We start from the raw sequence: 19,344 nt of genomic DNA, 5'->3' as shown, positions 1-19,344 counted from the left end.
ATATTGAGTCAAAACACGCCATTGTTTGTCTTAGCCACTACATTTCCTACAAACCGTAATAGGCTCAGTCAGCAACTGACAGGCGGCACCTCGGGCCGTTACAATTACCGACTTTGTCGCAACGCTTGGAGCTCAACCTTCCGTGCCCGTTCTGCGTCTACCGCTACTCCCTGCCGCGGCAGGTAAACAGCACTGGGGCAACCTGCCTGGTGCCGCCCTGAGCCTGGCCATTGCCGAGGCTGCCAGCGCAGCCAAGCGCTTTACCCTGCTGCTCACCGCCGACAGCCAAAGCGCCGAACGGTTGGAGCAGGAGCTGAGCTTCTTCGCCCCCGATTTGCCGGTGCTGCATTTTCCCGACTGGGAAACCCTGCCCTACGACCTGTTCTCGCCGCACCAGGACATCATTTCACAGCGCATCGCCAGCCTGTACCGCTTGCCGGAACTGGCCCACGGTGTGCTCGTGGTGCCGATCACAACGGCCCTGCACCGTCTGGCACCGACCAAGTTCCTGCTGGGCAGCAGCCTGGTGCTGGATATCGGCCAGAAACTCGATGTGGAACAAATGCGCACGCGCCTGGAAGCCAGCGGCTACCGCTGCGTCGATACGGTGTATGAGCACGGTGAATTCGCGGTGCGCGGCGCCCTGATTGACCTGTTCCCGATGGGCAGCAAGTTGCCGTACCGCATCGACCTGTTCGATGACGAAATCGAAACCCTGCGCACCTTCGATCCGGAGAACCAGCGCTCTATCGACAAGGTCGACTCGGTCAAGCTGCTACCCGCGCGGGAATTCCCGCTGCAAAAAGACGCGGTGACCCGCTTCAAGGCGCGCTTCCGCGAACGCTTCGATGTCGACTTCCGTCGCTGCCCGATCTTCCAGGACTTGAGCAGTGGGATTACCCCCGCCGGTATCGAGTACTACCTGCCGCTCTTTTTCGACGAAACCTCCACGCTGTTCGATTACCTGCCCCAGGACACCCAGGTGTTCTCGCTGCCGGGTATCGAGCAAGCCGCGGAAAACTTCTGGAACGACGTGCGCAACCGCTACGAAGAGCGCCGCGTCGACCCGTCCCGTCCTTTATTGCCTCCCGCCGAGCTGTTCCTGCCGGTGGAAGACTGTTTCGCGCGCCTGAAAAACTGGCCGCGCGTTGTCGCCAGCCAGCAGGACGTGGACGCCGGCAGCGGCCGCGAACGCTTCCCAGCCGGAACGCTGCCGGATTTGGCGATTCAAGCCAAAGCCACGCAGCCCCTGGAGGCTTTGTCCAACTTCCTCGGCGACTTCCCCGGCCGCGTGCTGTTTACCGCCGAATCCGCCGGCCGTCGCGAAGTGCTGCTGGAATTGTTGGAACGTCTGAAACTGCGGCCAAAAACCGTCGACAGTTGGCCGGACTTTGTGAAAAGCAAAGAACGCCTGGCGATCACCATCGCACCGCTCGACGAAGGCCTGCTTCTGGATGATCCGGCCCTGGCACTGATCGCCGAGAGCCCCCTGTTCGGCCAGCGCGTGATGCAGCGGCGCCGTCGCGAAAAACGCGCCGACGCCAACAACGACGCCGTGATCAAAAACCTCACCGAGCTGCGCGAAGGCGCGCCGGTGGTGCATATCGACCACGGCGTGGGTCGCTACCTCGGTCTGCAGACGCTGGAGATCGATAACCAGGCCGCCGAATTCCTCACCATGGAGTACGCCGAGGGCGCGAAGCTCTATGTGCCGGTTGCCAGCCTGCACCTGATCGCCCGCTACACCGGCAGCGACGACGCACTGGCGCCGTTGCACCGACTGGGGTCCGAGACGTGGCAGAAAGCCAAGCGCAAGGCCGCCGAACAGGTGCGCGATGTCGCCGCTGAACTGCTCGACATTTACGCCCGTCGCGCCGCCCGCGAAGGCTATGCCTTTGCCGACCCAAAAGCCGACTACGCCACCTTCAGCGCCGGCTTTGCCTTCGAAGAAACGCCGGACCAGCAAACCACCATCGAAGCCGTGCGCGCCGATATGCTCGCGCCAAAGCCGATGGACCGCCTGGTGTGCGGCGACGTGGGTTTCGGCAAGACCGAAGTGGCGATGCGCGCAGCCTTCATTGCCGTCCACGGCGGCCGACAAGTCGCGATCCTGGTCCCGACCACCCTGCTCGCCCAGCAGCACTACAACAGCTTCCGCGACCGCTTTGCCGACTGGCCGGTGACCGTCGAAGTGATGAGCCGCTTCAAGTCCGCCAAGGAAGTGAACGCCGCGATCGCCGACCTGGCCGAAGGCAAGATCGACATCGTGATCGGCACGCACAAGCTGCTGTCGGACGATGTGAAGATCAAGAACCTGGGTTTGGTGATCATCGACGAAGAACACCGCTTCGGCGTGCGTCAAAAGGAACAGCTCAAGGCCCTGCGCAGCGAAGTCGACATTCTTACGCTCACTGCGACGCCGATCCCCCGCACCCTGAACATGGCGGTGTCGGGCATGCGCGATCTGTCGATCATCGCCACACCGCCAGCACGCCGGCTGTCGGTGCGCACCTTCGTGATGGAGCAGAACAAAAGCACGGTCAAAGAAGCACTGCTGCGTGAACTGCTCCGTGGTGGCCAGGTGTACTACCTGCACAACGACGTAAAAACCATCGAGAAATGCGCCGCCGACCTCGCCGAACTGGTACCGGAAGCACGCATCGCCATCGGCCACGGTCAGATGCGCGAGCGTGAACTCGAACAGGTGATGAGCGACTTCTACCACAAGCGCTTCAACGTACTGATCGCCTCGACCATCATCGAGACTGGCATCGACGTACCGAGCGCCAACACCATCATCATCGAGCGCGCTGATAAGTTCGGCCTGGCGCAGTTGCACCAACTGCGTGGCCGCGTCGGCCGTAGTCACCACCAGGCTTACGCCTACCTGCTGACTCCGCCGCGCCAACAGATCACTTCCGACGCCGAGAAGCGCCTGGAAGCCATTGCTAACACCCAGGACCTGGGCGCCGGATTTGTGCTGGCCACCAACGACCTGGAAATCCGTGGCGCCGGCGAACTGCTGGGCGACGGCCAGAGCGGGCAGATCCAGGCCGTCGGCTTCACCTTGTATATGGAGATGCTTGAACGCGCGGTGAAAGCCATCCGCAAGGGCGAGCAGCCGAACCTCGATCAACCCCTGGGCGGCGGCCCGGAAATCAACCTGCGCTTGCCGGCCTTGATTCCCGAAGATTACCTGCCGGATGTGCACGCACGGTTGATCCTGTACAAACGCATCGCCTCGGCCACCGACGAAGAAGGCCTCAAGGATTTGCAGGTTGAAATGATCGACCGCTTCGGCCTGCTGCCGGAACCGACCAAGAACCTGGTGCGCCTGACCCTGCTTAAATTGCAGGCCGAGCAGCTGGGTATTAAGAAAGTCGACGCAGGGCCACAGGGCGGACGCATCGAGTTCGAAGCGCAAACGCCGGTTGACCCGTTGGTGCTGATCAAGCTGATCCAGGGCCAACCCAACCGCTATAAGTTCGAAGGGGCTACGCTGTTCAAATTCATGGTGCCAATGGAACGTGCCGAAGAACGCTTTAATACCCTGGAGGCGCTGTTTGAGCGCCTCATCCCGAAATCTGTTTGAAGGACGCCCCAATGCGCCTGTTCCGCATTTTGAGCTTGTTGTTGGTGGTACTGGCGCCTTCGGCATTTGCCGACAGCCCTTACCAGGTAGAAATGATCCTGGTGCGCCAAAACGCGGAGCCGGTGATCAACAGCCGCGCCGCGCCGGAAAACTGGGATGCCGGGGCTGTGCGCCTGGGCGACAAGATGAGCCCGCCGCGCCTGAACAATATCGTCGACAAGCTCAGGGCCGATAACAGTTACACCGTGTTGGCGCACAAGGCGTGGGAACAGAACCTCGGTGAACAGCCGGTCAAAATCGCGATCACCGACGGCGAGGAGCAGTTCGGCCAGTTCCCTATCGAGGGCACGCTGAACCTGCAACTGGGGCGCTTTACCGATATCGATGCGCAATTCTGGATCAACCAGTTCGACAGCAAGGGCAGCGTGATTGCCAGCGAGCACCTGAACCAGACCGACGTGCGCACCAAGAACAACCAACTCAACTATCTGGACGGCGGCCATCTGGCACTGCTGATCAAGATCACTTCGCTGACCGCCAAGCCACCCAGCGCACCACCGCCCGACATTCAGGACTGATCCAGCGCCATGCCCCTGACATCGTCGCTGACCAAACCCCTGGCCCCTTCGTGGGCCAATCGCTTCAAAGAGCAGAGCCTGGAGCGCGGGCGACGTTACGCGCTGGAGAATCGGGTGCGCATCGTCGAATCCGGTGACAGCACCATCATCGCCAGTTGCGAAGGCTCGGGCGGCAACGTTTACCGACAAACCATCTCGCTGCGCGAATCGGCCAAGGGCTCGCTGATTCTGGTAGACAGCCGCTGCACCTGCCCGGTGCACACCAATTGCAAACACATCGCTGCCGTTTTGCTCAAGGTCCAGGAAACACTGGCGTATCCGGCAGCCGCACAGGACGCCGAATTGCTGGAAAAACTCCAGGCCGTACTGGATAACCGTGTGGTGTTGCCGCAGGTGGTGATGGAGGACGTGCTGCCGGTCCCGCGCCTGTGGCTGGCGAGTGTCGAGTTCAGTGCGTTCGAACCGCGCAACGGCAAGATGCAGCGCTATATCCAGCACCGTGCCGCGCTCTCGTTCAATTACTTGGGCAACTATGTCAGCGGGCAAAAGAACGCCGACATCATCGTGCGCCAGGAAACCCAGAGCCTGCGCATCAAGCGCCATCCGGAGCTGGAACAACCCTTTCGTGAACGACTGCGCCTGCTGGGTTTCAAGATCGCCACCCGCCAGAGCAAGGCACTGCCGGAAAGCGCTGGCGAGCTCTTCGAAATGGTCAATGACAGCGCCTGGCTGAACTTCACCCTTAACGTCTCACCCACCCTGCGCGCCGAAGGCTGGGAATTGCAGATCGATGAGGATTTCGGTTTCGACCTGAGCCCGGTGGACGACTGGTACGCCACTGTCGATGACGGGCCTGAGCGCGATTGGTTTGACCTGGAACTGGGCATCATCGTCAACGGAGAGCGGCTGAGCCTATTGCCGATCCTGCTGAATTTGATGCGCTCCCACACCGAGATCCTCAACCCGGAGAAACTCGCTCGGCGCCGCGATGACGAACTGATCCTGGTGAATATCCCCGGCCTGCCCAACGGCCACGGCCCACTACAAGTGGCATTACCTTACGGCCGCCTGAAACCGGTTCTGGCAACGCTTGGCGAGTTTTACCTACAGGACCCTGGCACCACGCTGCGTTTGGCCAAGGCCGATGCAATTCGGTTGAACCCGCTGGAAGACCTGCCACTGCAATGGGAAGGCGGCGAGAAGATCCGCAACTTTGCCCAACGCCTGAGGGATATCAAGGACTTCACCTGTGCGGCGCCCGAGGGTTTGAACGCGACGTTGCGCCCGTATCAGTTGGAAGGCCTGAGCTGGATGCAGTCGCTGCGGCAATTGGACGTCGGCGGGATCCTTGCGGATGACATGGGCCTGGGTAAAACCCTGCAGACCCTGGCGCATCTGCTCAGCGAAAAGATTGCCGGACGCCTGGACCGGCCCTGCATGGTGGTGATGCCCACCAGCCTCATCCCTAACTGGCTCGACGAAGCCGCGCACTTCACACCGCAACTCAAGGTATTGGCGCTGTACGGCGCGGGTCGCAAGAAACACTTCGCCAACCTGCAGGACTACGACCTCCTGCTCACTACCTACGCCCTGCTGCCCAAGGATATCGACCACCTCGCCGCCCTGCCCTTGCACGTATTGATCCTCGACGAAGCCCAGTACATCAAGAATCCCTCCAGCAAGGCGGCCCAAGCGGCGCGCGAGCTGAATGCTCGGCAGCGCCTGTGCCTGAGCGGCACGCCCTTGGAAAATCATCTGGGCGAACTGTGGTCACTGTTCCACTTCCTGCTGCCAGGCTGGTTGGGCGACGTAAAAAGCTTCAACCGTGATTACCGTGTGCCCATCGAAAAGCGCGCCAGTGAGGTGCGATTGCAGCACCTCAACGGCCGGATAAAACCCTTCCTGCTGCGCCGAACCAAGGAACAAGTGGCGACGGAGTTGCCACCCAAGACCGAAATCATCCACTGGGTCGACCTCAACGAGGCCCAGCGCGACGTTTACGAAACCATGCGCCTGGCCATGGATAAAAAGGTCCGCGACGAGATCACCCGCAAGGGCGTGGCGCGCAGCCAGATCATCATCCTTGAAGCGCTGCTCAAGCTGCGACAGGTCTGCTGCGATCTACGCTTGGTCAACGACGCCACTCTGCCTGCCCGCGGCAGCAGCTCGGGCAAGCTCGACAGCCTGGTGGAAATGCTCGACGAGTTGTTTGCCGAAGGGCGCCGGATCCTGTTGTTTTCCCAGTTCACCTCGATGCTGAGCCTGATCGAAGTCGAACTGAAAAAACGCGGCATTGCCTACGCGCTGCTCACCGGCCAGACCCGGGATCGGCGCACGCCGGTGAAGGATTTCCAGAGCGGCAAGTTGCAGATTTTTCTGATAAGCCTGAAGGCCGGTGGCGTGGGGCTTAACCTGACGGAAGCCGATACCGTGATCCACTACGATCCGTGGTGGAACCCGGCGACGGAAAACCAGGCCACTGACCGTGCGTATCGCATCGGGCAGGAGAAGCCGGTATTTGTCTATAAGCTGATTGCCCGAGGGACGGTGGAAGAGAAAATCCAGCACCTGCAGAAGGAAAAATCCGACCTGGCGGCGGGTGTGCTGGATGGACGAACCACCGGGGATTGGCAGTTGGGCAATGAGGAAATTGAAGCGTTGTTTGCGCCGCTGCCTGATAAGCAAGAGAAGCGCTGACCGTTAGATTGTTTGGTAGGCAAGCCACACACCCGGAATGAACACCCTGTGAGAGCTGACTTGCCTGCGATGGCCTCGCCGCGATGTTCAGCCGATCAACTGAGCCTTTCGCAACGCAGTGAGCGCCGCCAACCAACGCGGATCCTGCTTGTAATCGGTCGAAGCAATCGCCTTACCACGCATGCGCGCAATTCGGGGCGATGGAGTGACTTTCATCCGCTGCGCCGCAGTGAGGGCAAGCTCCGCAGCAGCACGGTCATTGCACACCAGCCCCATGTCACAGCCGGCCGTCAATGCCGCTTCGATACGACTGGCCGCATCGCCGACCACATGGGCACCGGCCATGGACAGGTCATCACTGAAAATTACCCCGTCAAATTGCAGCTCGCCGCGCAGGATGTCCTGCAACCAACGGCGCGAGAAACCAGCAGGCTGGGCGTCGACTTGCGGGTAGATGACGTGAGCCGGCATCACCGCCGCCAATTGCTTGCTCAGACGTGCGAAAGGCACCAGATCATTGGCACGAATCTGTTCCAGGCTACGTTCGTCATTGGGAATGGCGACGTGGGAATCAGCCTCTGCCCAACCATGTCCCGGGAAGTGTTTGCCGGTCGCAGCCATGCCAGCGCTGTTCATGCCACGAATAAAGGCACCTGCGAGCACCGCTGCACGCTCGGGGTCGCCCTCAAAGGAACGGGTGCCGACCACCGCGCTGCGTTGGTAGTCCAAGTCCAGCACCGGGGCGAAGCTTAAATCCAGGCCGACAGCCAACACTTCGGTGGCCATTATCCAACCGCACTGCTCGGCCAGGTATTCAGCGTTGGGGTTGTCCGCCAGCGCACGCATAGCCGGCAGGCGCACGAAGCCTTGGCGCAAACGCTGTACACGACCGCCTTCCTGATCGACGGCCAGCAGCAAATCCGGGCGCACTGCGCGAATCGCCGCGCTCAGTTCACGCACTTGGCGCGGATGCTCGATATTGCGCGCAAAAATAATCAGGCCACCCACTTCAGGCTGACGCAACAGGTGGCGATCCTCGGCCGTCAGCCAGGTACCGGCAACGTCGACCATCAAAGAACCTTGCAGGGCAGCAGTCATAAACCTTCCTTAAATAACGCACACAACCCGGTGCACTTGCTTCGCGCGATACGCGCGGCAAGCACAACGGGTTGCGAGTAAATAGCTGAATTCGGCATGGCGGCTAGCTTAGCGGATGCAAGCAGCCGCGCACACCCGGCGCAGTCAAACCTTGGCAGGAACCGGCGCAGTTTTGCTGCGTGGACGCAACTGAGCAGCGGCCATGCCCGGATCGGTCACACCGGTTTCGGCGCGCATACCGGCGGCGAGGAACGGCACCATCAGGCGCATGACCTGTTCGATGGAGGTGTTGACGCCGAAATCGGTCTCGGCAATCGCACGCAGTGCCTTGATGCCCGACATGCTGAACGCCGCCGCACCCAGCATGAAATGCACGCGCCAGAACAGTTCGATAGGCGGGATACGCGGCGCCGCTTCGTTGACCAGCAACATATAGCGGCGGAACACCTTGCCGTACATGTCTTCCAGGTAACGCCGCAAGTGGCCCTGGCTTTGGCTGAAAGCCAGGCCCAACAGGCGCATGAAAATCGATAGGTCGTTGCCACTGCGCGGTTGAACCACCAGGGCTTGCTCGACGAGGATCTCCAGCAGCTCTTCCAGGCTGGGCTTGTTGTCGGCCTTGGCCTGGCGACGCTCTAGCTCACGATCGAGACTTGCGCAAAACGGCCCCAGGAAGCGAGAGAACACCGCCTGGATCAGGGCTTTTTTCGAGCCGAAATGGTAGTTCACAGCGGCGAGGTTGACCCCTGCCTTGCTAGTGATCAGCCGCAATGAAGTTTCAGCAAATCCTTTTTCCGCGAACAATTGCTCGGCAGCATCGAGAATGCGTTCAACGGTTTCCGACTGGGCCATGACTACTCCGCCTGACAAACACTTGTTTGAAACATACGTTTCAGGGTGTGTCTTGTCAAGCCTGCGGGTTCGCTTTCCGGCCGGTCAGTCATCTATTTCATCGCTATTTAATCACATCCCTTCAGGTCTGTAGGCAGTGCCATACCTGCGTTGTAGGAAGGATGGCGAATGACCGTCCAGCGGAGTCACAGAAAAGGATGATTGCCAAGCGCAGTTCACTGTATATAATCCCAGTCACTGTATAAAAAGACAGAGCGATCAACATGCTAAAACTGACGCCACGCCAAGCTGAGATTCTGGCTTTTATCAAGCGCTGCCTCGATGACAACGGCTACCCGCCGACACGAGCTGAGATTGCGCTGGAACTCGGGTTCAAGTCCCCCAACGCCGCCGAAGAACACCTCAAGGCACTCGCCCGCAAAGGTGCGATCGAGATGACCCCCGGTGCCTCGCGCGGTATTCGCATCCCTGGCTTCGAAGCCAAGGCCGACGAATCGACACTGCCGATCATTGGCCGCGTTGCCGCTGGTGCGCCGATCCTGGCACAACAGCACGTCGAGGAATCCTGCAACATCAACCCGACTTTTTTCCATCCGCGTGCCGACTACCTGTTGCGGGTGCACGGCATGAGCATGAAAGACGTGGGCATCTTTGACGGCGACCTGCTAGCCGTCCACACCACCCGCGAAGCCCGTAATGGCCAGATCGTCGTCGCCCGCATCGGCGATGAAGTCACCGTAAAACGCTTCAAGCGCGAAGGCAGCAAGGTCTGGCTCCTGGCCGAGAACCCTGAGTTCGCCCCGATTGAAGTAAACCTGAAAGATCAGGACCTGGTGATCGAAGGCTTGAGCGTCGGCGTCATTCGCCGCTAAAGGAGGCATCATGCAGCTCGTACACACCCCACAACACACACAACTGTCGCTGTTCGAGGCCTTTATGGCTCAACCCCTTGCGCCCATCCTCAAGGAAACGGTAGAGGCGCCCTGGAGCGCTGAACCCGAGGCGTTCAGTGAACTGTCGTTGCGCGGTGCGGCCGGGAGCTGCCTGAGCCTATTGGCACCTATCCTGCGTGATCTGAGCGAAGATCAGGATGCACGCTGGTTGACCCTGATTGCCCCGCCCGCCAGCCTTACACAGGCCTGGCTGCGGGACGCCGGCCTCAATCGTGAGCGCATCCTGTTACTGCAACCGCGCGGCGCGCAAAGTGCCCAGCAGTTGACATGCGAAGCGTTGCGCCTGGGTCGTAGCCATACGGTGGTGAGCTGGTTGAATCCGCTGAATGCGTCGGCCAAGCAGCAATTGATCAGTGCCGCACGCACGGGTGATGCACAGAGTTTGAATATTAGATTGGGATAAAAAGCTGGGTTTGATGAGGGCGCGAAGAGGGCTGATTGTAGTGAGCATGCTCATTATGCTTAGCGAACTTCTGTGGCGAGCGAGCTTGCCCCGCGCTGGGCTGCGAAGCGGCCCTGAATAGATTGATGCGGTATATCGGATGATCCACGGCGCCTGGTTTTAGGGCTGCTTCGCAACCCAGCGCGGGGCAAGCCCGCTCACCACAACAAGTACACTCATCAAAAAATCCGCTCGCAATAAGCAGCGCTCGGCACAGACTCAGTGAAGAACCCGCGACCCATCCTCTTTCTCCGGCTCGCCTTCCGCCAGGCGACCAGCCATCTGCACACCTACGCTCAACATGGCTTTAGCCACTTCCACGTGCTGGCCTTGCAGGAACGCTTTTGCGTCCTCTGAAAAGTCCAGAATAACCAGAGAACCCTCGTCCTCAGCCCGACGCAGCTCGATTCGGCCGTCAGGCAACTCAACAATTTCCAGAAAGGACGTCGGCATAAAAGTCTGTTCTCCACGAAAGGCCGGGATTATATCAGTCATCCACCCAGCCTCGCTGAGGATCTAGGGAGGTTTCTTTACAGCTTGATGAACGGTGCTTTCCAAACCTACTCGGGGTTTAGCACTCGTTCAGGCCCTCACGAAAGCGCAGCGCCATCTTCTTCAGCTCCTGTCGCCAGCCCTCCAACTCTTCCCGGCTCAATGACTTAGGCTCGTCCTCCTCCAGCGCAACTGCCAAGATCAATGGCTGCCTCACGTCACCCTTAGGCACATGGGGAACACGCGGCGGCTGAAACATATCGGCATGGGCCTTGAGCAGGCGCGCCACCCAGCTGTCTGGGCTCTGGGCCATCTCTACCAGTTCCGCCAGCTCAGGAATCGCCATGGTCTCCAGCACTTCACGGCTCATGATCATTTCCGCACGGGGCGAACCGGCCTGGGGCAAGCGGTAGAACCCGGCGATTTCATGGCACAGGCCCAGCAAGGCGCCGTACAGGTGGAATAAGGCTGCTTCACGCCCCGCCTGAACCAGCGCGATAGCATTCATCTCCTTCCCTTCCTCGGCACGACCAAGGGCTTCCAGGGACAAACCCGCGAAGTAAATTTTCTGATTGGTACGGGTATAGAGTTCGTTGGCCATGACGGCAATCTCCACAACGAATGAGGCGCGATGCTGGCTTAACAGTGTCACGGATCAACCGAGCCCGCTGCAAGCGCAAAAAAAGGCCGCCCATACAGGCGGCCTTCGTCTATCGCAAATTAGTCGATCAAGCCCCTTGGCGCTTGTCTTCGACCTTCCACTTGCCGCCGTCGTAGAACGCTTTCCAGCCGGTAGGCTTGCCGTCTACTTCGGTCTGTACGTACTGCTCCTTGGTCTTGCGGCTATAGCGGATCACGGCTGGACGACCATCCGGGTCCTTCTTCGGCGCTTCACACAGGAAGTGGTACTTCGGATCGATCTCGTCCTTGTGCGGAACGATTTCCAGCACCAACGGCGCGCGGGTCTCGCGGTTTTTCGGGAACTGGCTTGCCGCCAGGAACAACCCCGAAGCGCCATCACGCAGGATGTAGGTATCGTTGACCTTCTCGCACTTGAGCTCCGGCATCTTCACCGGATCCATCTTCGGCGGCGCCGCATCACCGCTTTTCAGCAGTTTGCGAGTGTTCTTGCAGGTCGGATTGGTGCAACCGAAGAACTTGCCGAAACGACCGGTCTTGAGCTGCATCTCGCTGCCGCACTTATCGCATTCCAGGCTCGGCCCTTCGTAGCCCTTGATGCGGTAGGTGCCCTCTTCAATCTCGTAGCCGTTGCAATCCGGGTTGTTACCGCAGATGTGCAGCTTGTGCTTCTCGTCAAGCAGATAGGCGTCCATAGCCGTGCTGCAGATCGGGCAGCGGTGCTTGCCACGCAAGACCAGCGACTCGGACTCACCTTCGTCATCGGCGGCGATTTCATCACCCGGCACCAGATTGACCGTGGCCTTGCAGCGTTCTTTCGGCGGCAAGCTGTAGCCCGAGCAACCAAGGAACACGCCGGTGGATGCCGTACGAATCTGCATCGGGCGGCCGCACGTCTGACACGGGATATCGGTCATAACCGGCTGGTTGGCACGCATGCCGCTCTCAGGGCTCTCAGCTACTTCGAGTTTCTTCTTGAAGTCGCCGTAGAACTCGTCGAGTACATTTTTCCAGTCGCGCTCACCTTGGGCCACGTCATCGAGGTTCTCTTCCATGCCGGCGGTAAAGCCGTAGTCCATCAGGTTGGAGAAGCTCTCGGACAGACGCTCTGTAACGATGTCGCCCATCTTTTCCGAATAGAACCGACGGTTGTGCAGCGCTACATAACCACGGTCCTGGATGGTGGAGATGATCGCCGCATAGGTCGATGGACGACCGATACCGCGCTTTTCCATTTCCTTGACCAGGCTGGCTTCCGAGTAACGCGCCGGTGGCTTGGTGAAGTGTTGGGACGGGTCGAGCTTGATCAGCTTCAACGTATCGCCCTGGGCCATGTCCGGCAGTACATCGTCGTCACCAGGCTTGGCGATTTGCGGCATCACGCGGGTGTAGCCATCGAACTTGAGGATACGGCCCTTGGCACGTAGTTCGAAGTCGCCAGCACCCACGCTGACGGTTGTCGACAGATATTGCGCCGGCAGCATCTGGCAAGCCAGGAACTGGCGCCAGATCAGCTCGTAGAGGCGCTCAGCGTCGCGCTCCATGCCACTCAGCTTGCTTGGCTCGGTGTTGGCATCGGAAGGACGAATCGCTTCGTGAGCCTCCTGGGCGCCTTCTTTGCTGCTGTAGACGTTCGGCTTCTCCGGCAGGTACTTCTTGCCGAACTCGCTTTCAATATAGGTACGCGCCATTGCCACCGCGTCTTGCGACAGGTTGGTGGAGTCAGTACGCATATAAGTGATGTAGCCGGCTTCGTAAAGACGCTGGGCCATCATCATGGTTTTCTTCACGCCGAAGCCCAGGCGGTTGCTCGCGGCCTGCTGCAGGGTGGAGGTGATGAACGGTGCCGACGGTTTGCTGCTGGTCGGCTTGTCTTCGCGCTTGACGATGCTGTAGCTGGAGGCCTTGAGCTTTTCCAGCGCGGCCATGGCCTGAGCTTCGTTCAGCGGCTTGAAGGCTTCACCTTTCTCGCGGGCCACTTCAAAGCGCACGTTGTTGCCCTTGGCAGTGCCCAGGTCGGCGTGGACTTCCCAATACTCTTCAGGGTTGAACGCACGGATCTCACGCTCACGCTCCACCACCAGCTTGACCGCTACCGATTGCACACGACCGGCGGACAGCCCACGGGCGATCTTGGCCCATAGCAGCGGCGAGACCATGTAACCCACGACGCGGTCGAGGAACCGACGGGCCTGCTGCGCGTTGACACGGTCGATATCGAGCTCGCCCGGCTTGGAGAAGGCTTCCTGAATGGCTTTCTTGGTGATTTCGTTGAACACCACACGCTTGTAGCGGCTGTCGTCACCGCCAATGGCTTCCCGCAGGTGCCAGGCAATGGCTTCCCCTTCGCGGTCCAAGTCCGTCGCGAGATAGATGGTGTCGGCATCTTTGGCGAGCCGGCGCAGCTCTTCGATGACCTTTTCCTTGCCCGGAAGGATTTCGTACTTGGCCTTCCAGCCATGATCCGGGTCCACACCCATGCGCGAGACCAGCTGCTTGCGCGCTTTCTCTTTAGGCGTGAGCACCGGACCTTCGCCCGCAGCTGCCTTGCCGCGCTTGGCGGCAGGCTCCTTGCTGGCGCTAGCCGAACCGCTGGTGGGCAGGTCTCGGATATGGCCGATACTCGACTTCACCACGTACTCGTTACCCAAGTACTTGTTGATGGTCTTGGCCTTAGCCGGGGATTCCACAATGACCAGCGATTTGCCCATGGATCGGAAAATTCCTGAATTCGAGAAGTGAAAGGCGGTTGGCGCCTGACGCGGCAACGCTATATATAGTGGCAACAAGGTGAGGTCAAGCGCAGCATTCTGCGCCGCCTGCCGTTATTGCCCTGAAAAAAGACTGGGTTCGGCCTGGACCAAAGCAAAGCGCGGGACCTGCTCGCCGTCAACTTCGACGGTCTCCAGGAACATGCTCAAGGGACGCACCCAAAAGCCGTAATCGCCATACAGTGCTTGGTAGAACACCACTTCTTCTTCGGTCTCGGAATGCCGTGCCACGCTGAAAACGCGGTACTGCGGACCTTTATAATGTTGGTAGAGCCCTGGTTCGACTTTCATGCTCTGGCCCCCTTACAAAATTTGTTGAAAAAAAATATTAAAAATTCCAAAAAACAAAAACCGGGGCACTTGGCCCCGGCTTCCGTCAACTCAACGCTTAGACGCGTTCGAAGACGGTGGAAATGCCTTGGCCGAGACCAATGCACATGGTTGCAACCCCAAGGTTACCGCCATTTTGCTTCATCACGTTAAGCAAAGTGCCGGAAATACGCGCACCGGAACAACCGAATGGGTGGCCCAGGGCAATCGCACCGCCGTGCAGGTTAACCTTCTCGTTCATCTTGTCGAGTACTTTCAAATCTTTCAGCACCGGCAGGGCCTGTGCGGCGAAAGCTTCGTTGAGCTCGAAGAAATCGATATCGGAGATAGTCAGGCCCGCGCGCTTCAACGCTTTTTGTGTGGCCGGTACAGGACCATAGCCCATGATTGCCGGGTCCACACCCGCCACTGCCATCGAACGGATCACTGCCAGCGGCTGGATGCCCAGGTCCTGGGCACGCTGCGCCGACATCACGATCATGCACGAAGCACCGTCGGTGATTTGCGACGAAGTACCCGCTGTCACGGTGCCGCCCTTTGGATTGAATGCCGGCTTCAGGGCCGCCAAGCTTTCCAGGGTGGTGTCCGGACGAATGGTTTCGTCGTAGTCGAACAGTTTCAAGAAGCCGTTCTCGTCGTAACCGTTCATCGGGATGATTTCATCCTTGAACTTGCCTTCCACGGTCGCCTTGTGGGCGAGTTGGTGGGAGCGCAAGCCGAACGCGTCCTGGGCTTCGCGGGTAATGCCGTGCATCTTGCCGAGCATTTCTGCAGTCAAGCCCATCATGCCAGAGGCTTTCGCCGCGTAGAGCGACATGTGCGGGTTTGGATCGACGCCGTGCATCATGCTGACGTGGCCCATGTGCTCCACGCCACCGACTACAAAAACATCCCCGTTGCCAGTCATGATCGCTTGGGCGGCGGTGTGCAGCGCGCTCATGGACGAACCGCACAAGCGGCTCACGGTCTGGCCAGCAGCTGTGTGCGGGATCTGAGTCATCAGCGACGCCATGCGCGCGATGTTCCAGCCCTGCTCCAGGGTCTGGTTGACGCAGCCCCAGATTACGTCTTCGACTTCGTTCGGGTCGACCTTGACGTTGCGTTCCAGCAATTTGCTGATCAGGTGCGCGGACATGTCTTCAGCGCGGGTGTTGCGGTGCATGCCGCCCTTGGAGCGGCCCATCGGTGTGCGACCGAAGTCGACAATCACCACGTCTCTTGGATTCAAGCTCATAAATATTCTCGCTCTAGTCGTCTGGGCGCTTAACCGAAGAAGCTCTGGCCATTTTTGGCCATTTCACGCAGCTTCGCGGTCGGGTGGTACAGCGGGCCCAGATCAGCGTATTGATCAGCCAGGGCAACGAATTCGGCCACACCGATCGAGTCGATGTAACGCAGCGCACCGCCACGGAATGGAGGGAAACCAATACCGTACACCAAGCCCATATCGGCTTCGGCAGCGGTTTCAACTATACCGTCTTCCAGGCAGCGTACGGTTTCCAGGCACAGGGCGATCATCATCCAGTTGATGATGTCCTCATCGGACACCTCACGCTGTTCGTAGATGACCGGTGCGAGCACTTCGTGAACCGATGGATCGGCGACTTTTTTCTGCTTGCCCTTCTTGTCGGTCTCGTAGGCGTAGAAGCCCTTGCCGTTCTTCTGGCCCAGGCGCTTGGCTTCATAGAGAGCATCGACAGCGGAGCGGCGGTCGTCTTTCATGCGGTCCGGGAAGCCTTCAGCCATCACGTCACGACCGTGGTGGCCGGTGTCGATGCCGACCACGTCCATCAGGTACGCCGGGCCCATCGGCCAGCCGAATTTTTCCATGACTTTGTCGATGCGCACGAAGTCAACACCGGCGCTCACCAGCTTGGCGAAACCACCGAAGTACGGGAACAGCACGCGGTTGACCAGGAAGCCAGGGCAATCGTTGACTACGATCGGGTTCTTGCCCATTTTCTTGGCGTAGGCAACGGTGGTGGCAATAGCCAGCTCGCTGGACTTCTCGCCACGGATCACTTCCACCAACGGCATCATGTGCACCGGGTTGAAGAAGTGCATGCCGACGAAGTTTTCCGGACGCTTGAGGGCCTTGGCCAGCAGCGAGATGGAAATGGTCGAGGTGTTCGAGGCCAGGATGGTGTCGTCTTTGACGTGGCCTTCAACTTCAGCCAGTACCGCCTGCTTGACCTTCGGGTTCTCGACAACGGCTTCGACCACCAGGTCGACATGGCCGAAATCGCCGTAGGACAGCGTAGGACGAATACCGTTAAGCACTTCAGCCATTTTCGCTGCAGTCATGCGACCTTTATCAACGCGCCCCACGAGCAGCTTGGCGGCTTCGGCCAGACCTTGCTCGATACCGTGCTCGTTGATGTCTTTCATCAGGATCGGCGTGCCTTTGGACGCCGACTGATAGGCAATACCGCCGCCCATGATACCGGCGCCGAGTACGGCAGCCTGTTTCACGTCCTTGGCGATTTCGTCGTAGGCCTTGGCCTTTTTCTTCAGCTCCTGATCGTTCAGGAACAGGCCAATCAGACTTTGGGCAGCCGAGGTTTTCGCCAGTTTGACGAAGCCTGCCGCTTCCACTTCCAGGGCTTTATCGCGACCGAAGCTCGCAGCTTTCTGGATGGTTTTGATCGCTTCAACCGGCGCCGGGTAGTTCGGACCGGCCTGGCCAGCGACGAAACCTTTGGCGGTTTCGAACGACATCATTTGTTCGATGGCGTTGAGCTTGAGTTTTTCCAGCTTCGGCTGACGCTTGGCCTTGTAATCAAATTCGCCGCTGATGGCGCCCTTGATCAGGTTCAGTGCGGCTTCGGCCAGTTTGTCCGGAGCAACCACGGCGTCGACGGCACCGACTTTCAGCGCGTCTTCAGCACGGTTTTCCTTACCGGCGGCGATCCACTCGATGGCGTTGTCGGCCCCGATCAGGCGCGGCAGGCGCACGGTGCCGCCGAAACCTGGGTAGATGCCCAGTTTGACTTCAGGCAGGCCGATTTTGGCGGTGGCCGACATGACGCGGAAGTCTGCGGCCAGGCACATTTCGAAGCCACCGCCCAGCGCGATGCCATTGATCGCGGCAACGGTCGGTACGTTGAGGTCTTCGAAATCGCTGAAAATCTTGTTGGCTTCGAGGTTGCCAGCCACCAGCTCGGCATCGGGCAGCTTGAAGTTGTCGACGAATTCGGTGATGTCAGCGCCGACGATAAACACGTCCTTGCCGCTGGAGACGATCACGCCCTTGACCGAAGCATCTGCTTTGATGGTGTCTACGGCCTGACGCAGTTCATTCAGGGTTAGACGGTTGAACTTGTTGACGGACTCACCCTTGAGGTCGAATTTCAATTCGACGATGCCACTTTCAAGAGCCTTAACCGTGATGGCTTTACCTTCGTAAATCATCAACTGATCTCCACGATATGGAAGCTGAACAGTACACATTGGACGCTGGCCTCTGGTTGGTCACTGGCCTTTAGGTCAATGCTCACTCCAATCCGCCAGGCACACCCGCCAATGCGATAGTCGGGTTGTATGTGCGCGCGGTCTGACAGACAAACGCTCAATTCATACGCCCGTTTGATTTGGGTACGCCACCTTCATCCAATTCCAGGCAATTGTCAATCGCTCGAAAGGCTAGGAAAAACGCGACTTTCCAGTCATTTCAGAACTCAAACCATAGGCGCACGCTTCGCCAATATTCAAATATTCACGAAATCAATTATAGGAAGGATGTGGGAAAAGACTGTACAGAACGGGATATCCGGCTAGGCTAGCCGCAACCATAACGCGCACGGATGAACATCCGACGCAGCAAGCACAGATTACCGGCCTGCCTGGCCAACTCCAGCCCGATGATGATGTCGGGCTTTTTATTGCCTGAAATTCAGTAGACGCTTCAGGCCAGCGCTTTGAGCAGCGCATCAATGGCGAGCAAATCACTCGCTTCGCCCTTCTCGCCCCAATACAGGGCAATCATCTGCTTATCGGCCTCGACCTTGTAGACGTTGGCCGGCAGCGTTGCAAAATGCGGCAACAACTTCTCATCGTCGCAGACTTCACGCCATTGATTAACCCACACACCCGGCTCCAACTGCCAATAACTCCAGGTTGCCGGCGTGCTACCGCGTCGTGGCCGGCAGTATTGCGCACAGGGGCTCGGCGGCTCTTGCTTGAGCCAGTGCGGCCACTCCTGAGGTGCCAATTGCATGGCCAGGCCGATGCGGCGCGCCTCCATGCGCAGGGCCATTCGCCCGCTCTGGTGGCGCGAAGGGCGTAGCCATGCCAGAGGGCTCAGAACCACCACAAGGATTGACACCACTATCCAGACCGTCATATGAGTACCCCCGAATTTCTAGATGAGCGGATTTGACCTGACGCAACCCCATCCGCTTGAAAGCAGCCATACTGAACTTATTGCAGTCCCCTGGAGGAACGCCCCATGTCCTACACACATATTCTGGTCGCCGTCGACCTGACCGAAGAGTGCGATCCAGTGATCAAGCGCGCGCAGGCTTCAGCAATCGCAAACGGCGCCAAGCTGTCACTGGTACACATCGTCGAGCCCATGGCCATGGCGTTTGGCGGCGATGTGCCGATGGACCTTTCCCAACTGCAACAACAACAGTTCGATCAGGCCAAAGAACGCCTGGACCGGTTGATCATCAAATACCCGGAACTGACCAAGGAAAACTCCCACCTCACTTACGGCCAACCGCGCCAGGAGATCCACCACCTGGCCAAGGAACAGAACTGCGATCTGATCGTGGTGGGCAGCCATGGCCGTCACGGCTTGGCATTGCTGCTGGGCTCCACCGCCAATGATGTACTGCACGGAGCGCCGTGCGATGTGTTGGCCGTTAAGTTGGTAAAAAGCTCGTAACGCCGATGAAGA

The 19,344-nt window shown here is 59.1% G+C and carries 15 protein-coding genes; 6 read left to right on the top strand and 9 right to left on the bottom strand.

What is annotated here, in order from left to right:
• Nucleotides 1-142 precede the first annotated feature (142 nt).
• The 3 genes from mfd to LRO94_RS08285 are packed head-to-tail and all read left to right on the top strand — an operon-like array spanning nt 143 to nt 6,867.
• Nucleotides 143-3,592, top strand: a complete 3,450-nt coding sequence (mfd, locus tag LRO94_RS08295) for a transcription-repair coupling factor (protein ID WP_032888809.1) — start codon at nt 143-145, stop codon at nt 3,590-3,592.
• An 11-nt stretch (nt 3,593-3,603) separates the two neighbouring features.
• On the top strand, nt 3,604-4,170 hold the full coding sequence (locus LRO94_RS08290; protein ID WP_032888806.1) for a CsiV family protein: 567 nt from the start codon (nt 3,604-3,606) through the stop codon (nt 4,168-4,170).
• Nucleotides 4,171-4,179: 9 nt separating this feature from the next.
• Complete coding sequence (locus LRO94_RS08285) at nt 4,180-6,867, top strand: DEAD/DEAH box helicase (RefSeq protein WP_032888805.1); 2,688 nt, start codon at nt 4,180-4,182, stop codon at nt 6,865-6,867.
• An 87-nt stretch (nt 6,868-6,954) separates the two neighbouring features.
• Here LRO94_RS08285 and nagZ read toward each other — a convergent pair whose 3' ends face one another.
• Nucleotides 6,955-7,965, bottom strand: a complete 1,011-nt coding sequence (gene nagZ, locus LRO94_RS08280; RefSeq protein WP_032888802.1) for a beta-N-acetylhexosaminidase — start codon at nt 7,963-7,965, stop codon at nt 6,955-6,957.
• A gap of 144 nt (nt 7,966-8,109) precedes the next feature.
• Entirely contained in the window at nt 8,110-8,817 is a 708-nt protein-coding gene (locus tag LRO94_RS08275; RefSeq protein WP_032888800.1) for a TetR/AcrR family transcriptional regulator, read from the bottom strand.
• Between the two features lie 263 nt (nt 8,818-9,080).
• Here LRO94_RS08275 and lexA point away from each other — a divergent pair, with 263 nt between their 5' ends.
• Together lexA and sulA are read left to right on the top strand one after the other, a co-directional pair.
• Nucleotides 9,081-9,689 carry a transcriptional repressor LexA gene (lexA, locus tag LRO94_RS08270; protein ID WP_003172575.1) on the top strand — a complete coding sequence of 203 codons (609 nt, stop codon included), beginning with the start codon at nt 9,081-9,083 and terminating at the stop codon, nt 9,687-9,689.
• Nucleotides 9,690-9,699: 10 nt separating this feature from the next.
• On the top strand, nt 9,700-10,173 hold the full coding sequence (gene sulA, locus LRO94_RS08265) for an SOS-induced cell division inhibitor SulA (protein ID WP_099601405.1): 474 nt from the start codon (nt 9,700-9,702) through the stop codon (nt 10,171-10,173).
• A 258-nt stretch (nt 10,174-10,431) separates the two neighbouring features.
• Here the strand turns inward: sulA and LRO94_RS08260 are convergent, their stop codons facing one another.
• The 7 genes from LRO94_RS08260 to LRO94_RS08230 all read right to left on the bottom strand — a co-directional run bounded on the left by LRO94_RS08260 (nt 10,432) and on the right by LRO94_RS08230 (nt 18,786).
• Nucleotides 10,432-10,665, bottom strand: a complete 234-nt coding sequence (locus LRO94_RS08260; protein ID WP_032889274.1) for a hypothetical protein — start codon at nt 10,663-10,665, stop codon at nt 10,432-10,434.
• 118 nt (nt 10,666-10,783) lie between these two features.
• Entirely contained in the window at nt 10,784-11,305 is a 522-nt protein-coding gene (locus tag LRO94_RS08255) for a DUF6586 family protein (RefSeq protein ID WP_095184113.1), read from the bottom strand.
• A 127-nt stretch (nt 11,306-11,432) separates the two neighbouring features.
• A complete protein-coding gene (gene topA / locus LRO94_RS08250; protein WP_095184112.1) occupies nt 11,433-14,054 on the bottom strand; it encodes a type I DNA topoisomerase in 2,622 nt (873 codons plus the stop codon).
• Between the two features lie 114 nt (nt 14,055-14,168).
• Nucleotides 14,169-14,405: a DUF1653 domain-containing protein gene (locus LRO94_RS08245; RefSeq protein WP_010212074.1), complete on the bottom strand. Its 237-nt coding sequence runs from the start codon at nt 14,403-14,405 to the stop codon at nt 14,169-14,171.
• Nucleotides 14,406-14,502: 97 nt separating this feature from the next.
• The gene (fadA, locus tag LRO94_RS08240) at nt 14,503-15,678 is read right to left on the bottom strand and encodes an acetyl-CoA C-acyltransferase FadA (RefSeq protein ID WP_024074080.1); all 1,176 of its coding nucleotides are present in this window, start codon (nt 15,676-15,678) and stop codon (nt 14,503-14,505) included.
• Between the two features lie 29 nt (nt 15,679-15,707).
• Nucleotides 15,708-17,855 (bottom strand): fatty acid oxidation complex subunit alpha FadB, encoded by a 2,148-nt coding sequence (gene fadB / locus LRO94_RS08235; protein WP_032888792.1) that lies wholly within the window; start codon nt 17,853-17,855, stop codon nt 15,708-15,710.
• A 493-nt stretch (nt 17,856-18,348) separates the two neighbouring features.
• Entirely contained in the window at nt 18,349-18,786 is a 438-nt protein-coding gene (locus LRO94_RS08230) for a hypothetical protein (RefSeq protein ID WP_032888790.1), read from the bottom strand.
• Between the two features lie 105 nt (nt 18,787-18,891).
• Between LRO94_RS08230 and LRO94_RS08225 the strand changes: the two genes are divergently transcribed.
• Nucleotides 18,892-19,332 (top strand): universal stress protein, encoded by a 441-nt coding sequence (locus LRO94_RS08225; RefSeq protein ID WP_032888788.1) that lies wholly within the window; start codon nt 18,892-18,894, stop codon nt 19,330-19,332.
• Nucleotides 19,333-19,344: the final 12 nt, after the last annotated feature.

The organism is Pseudomonas sivasensis, assembly GCF_021391435.1.
Lineage (GTDB): Bacteria > Pseudomonadota > Gammaproteobacteria > Pseudomonadales > Pseudomonadaceae > Aquipseudomonas > Aquipseudomonas sivasensis.
The sequence above is the reverse complement of the archived record's forward strand: the minus strand, read 5'-3'. Positions and strand labels throughout refer to the sequence as shown.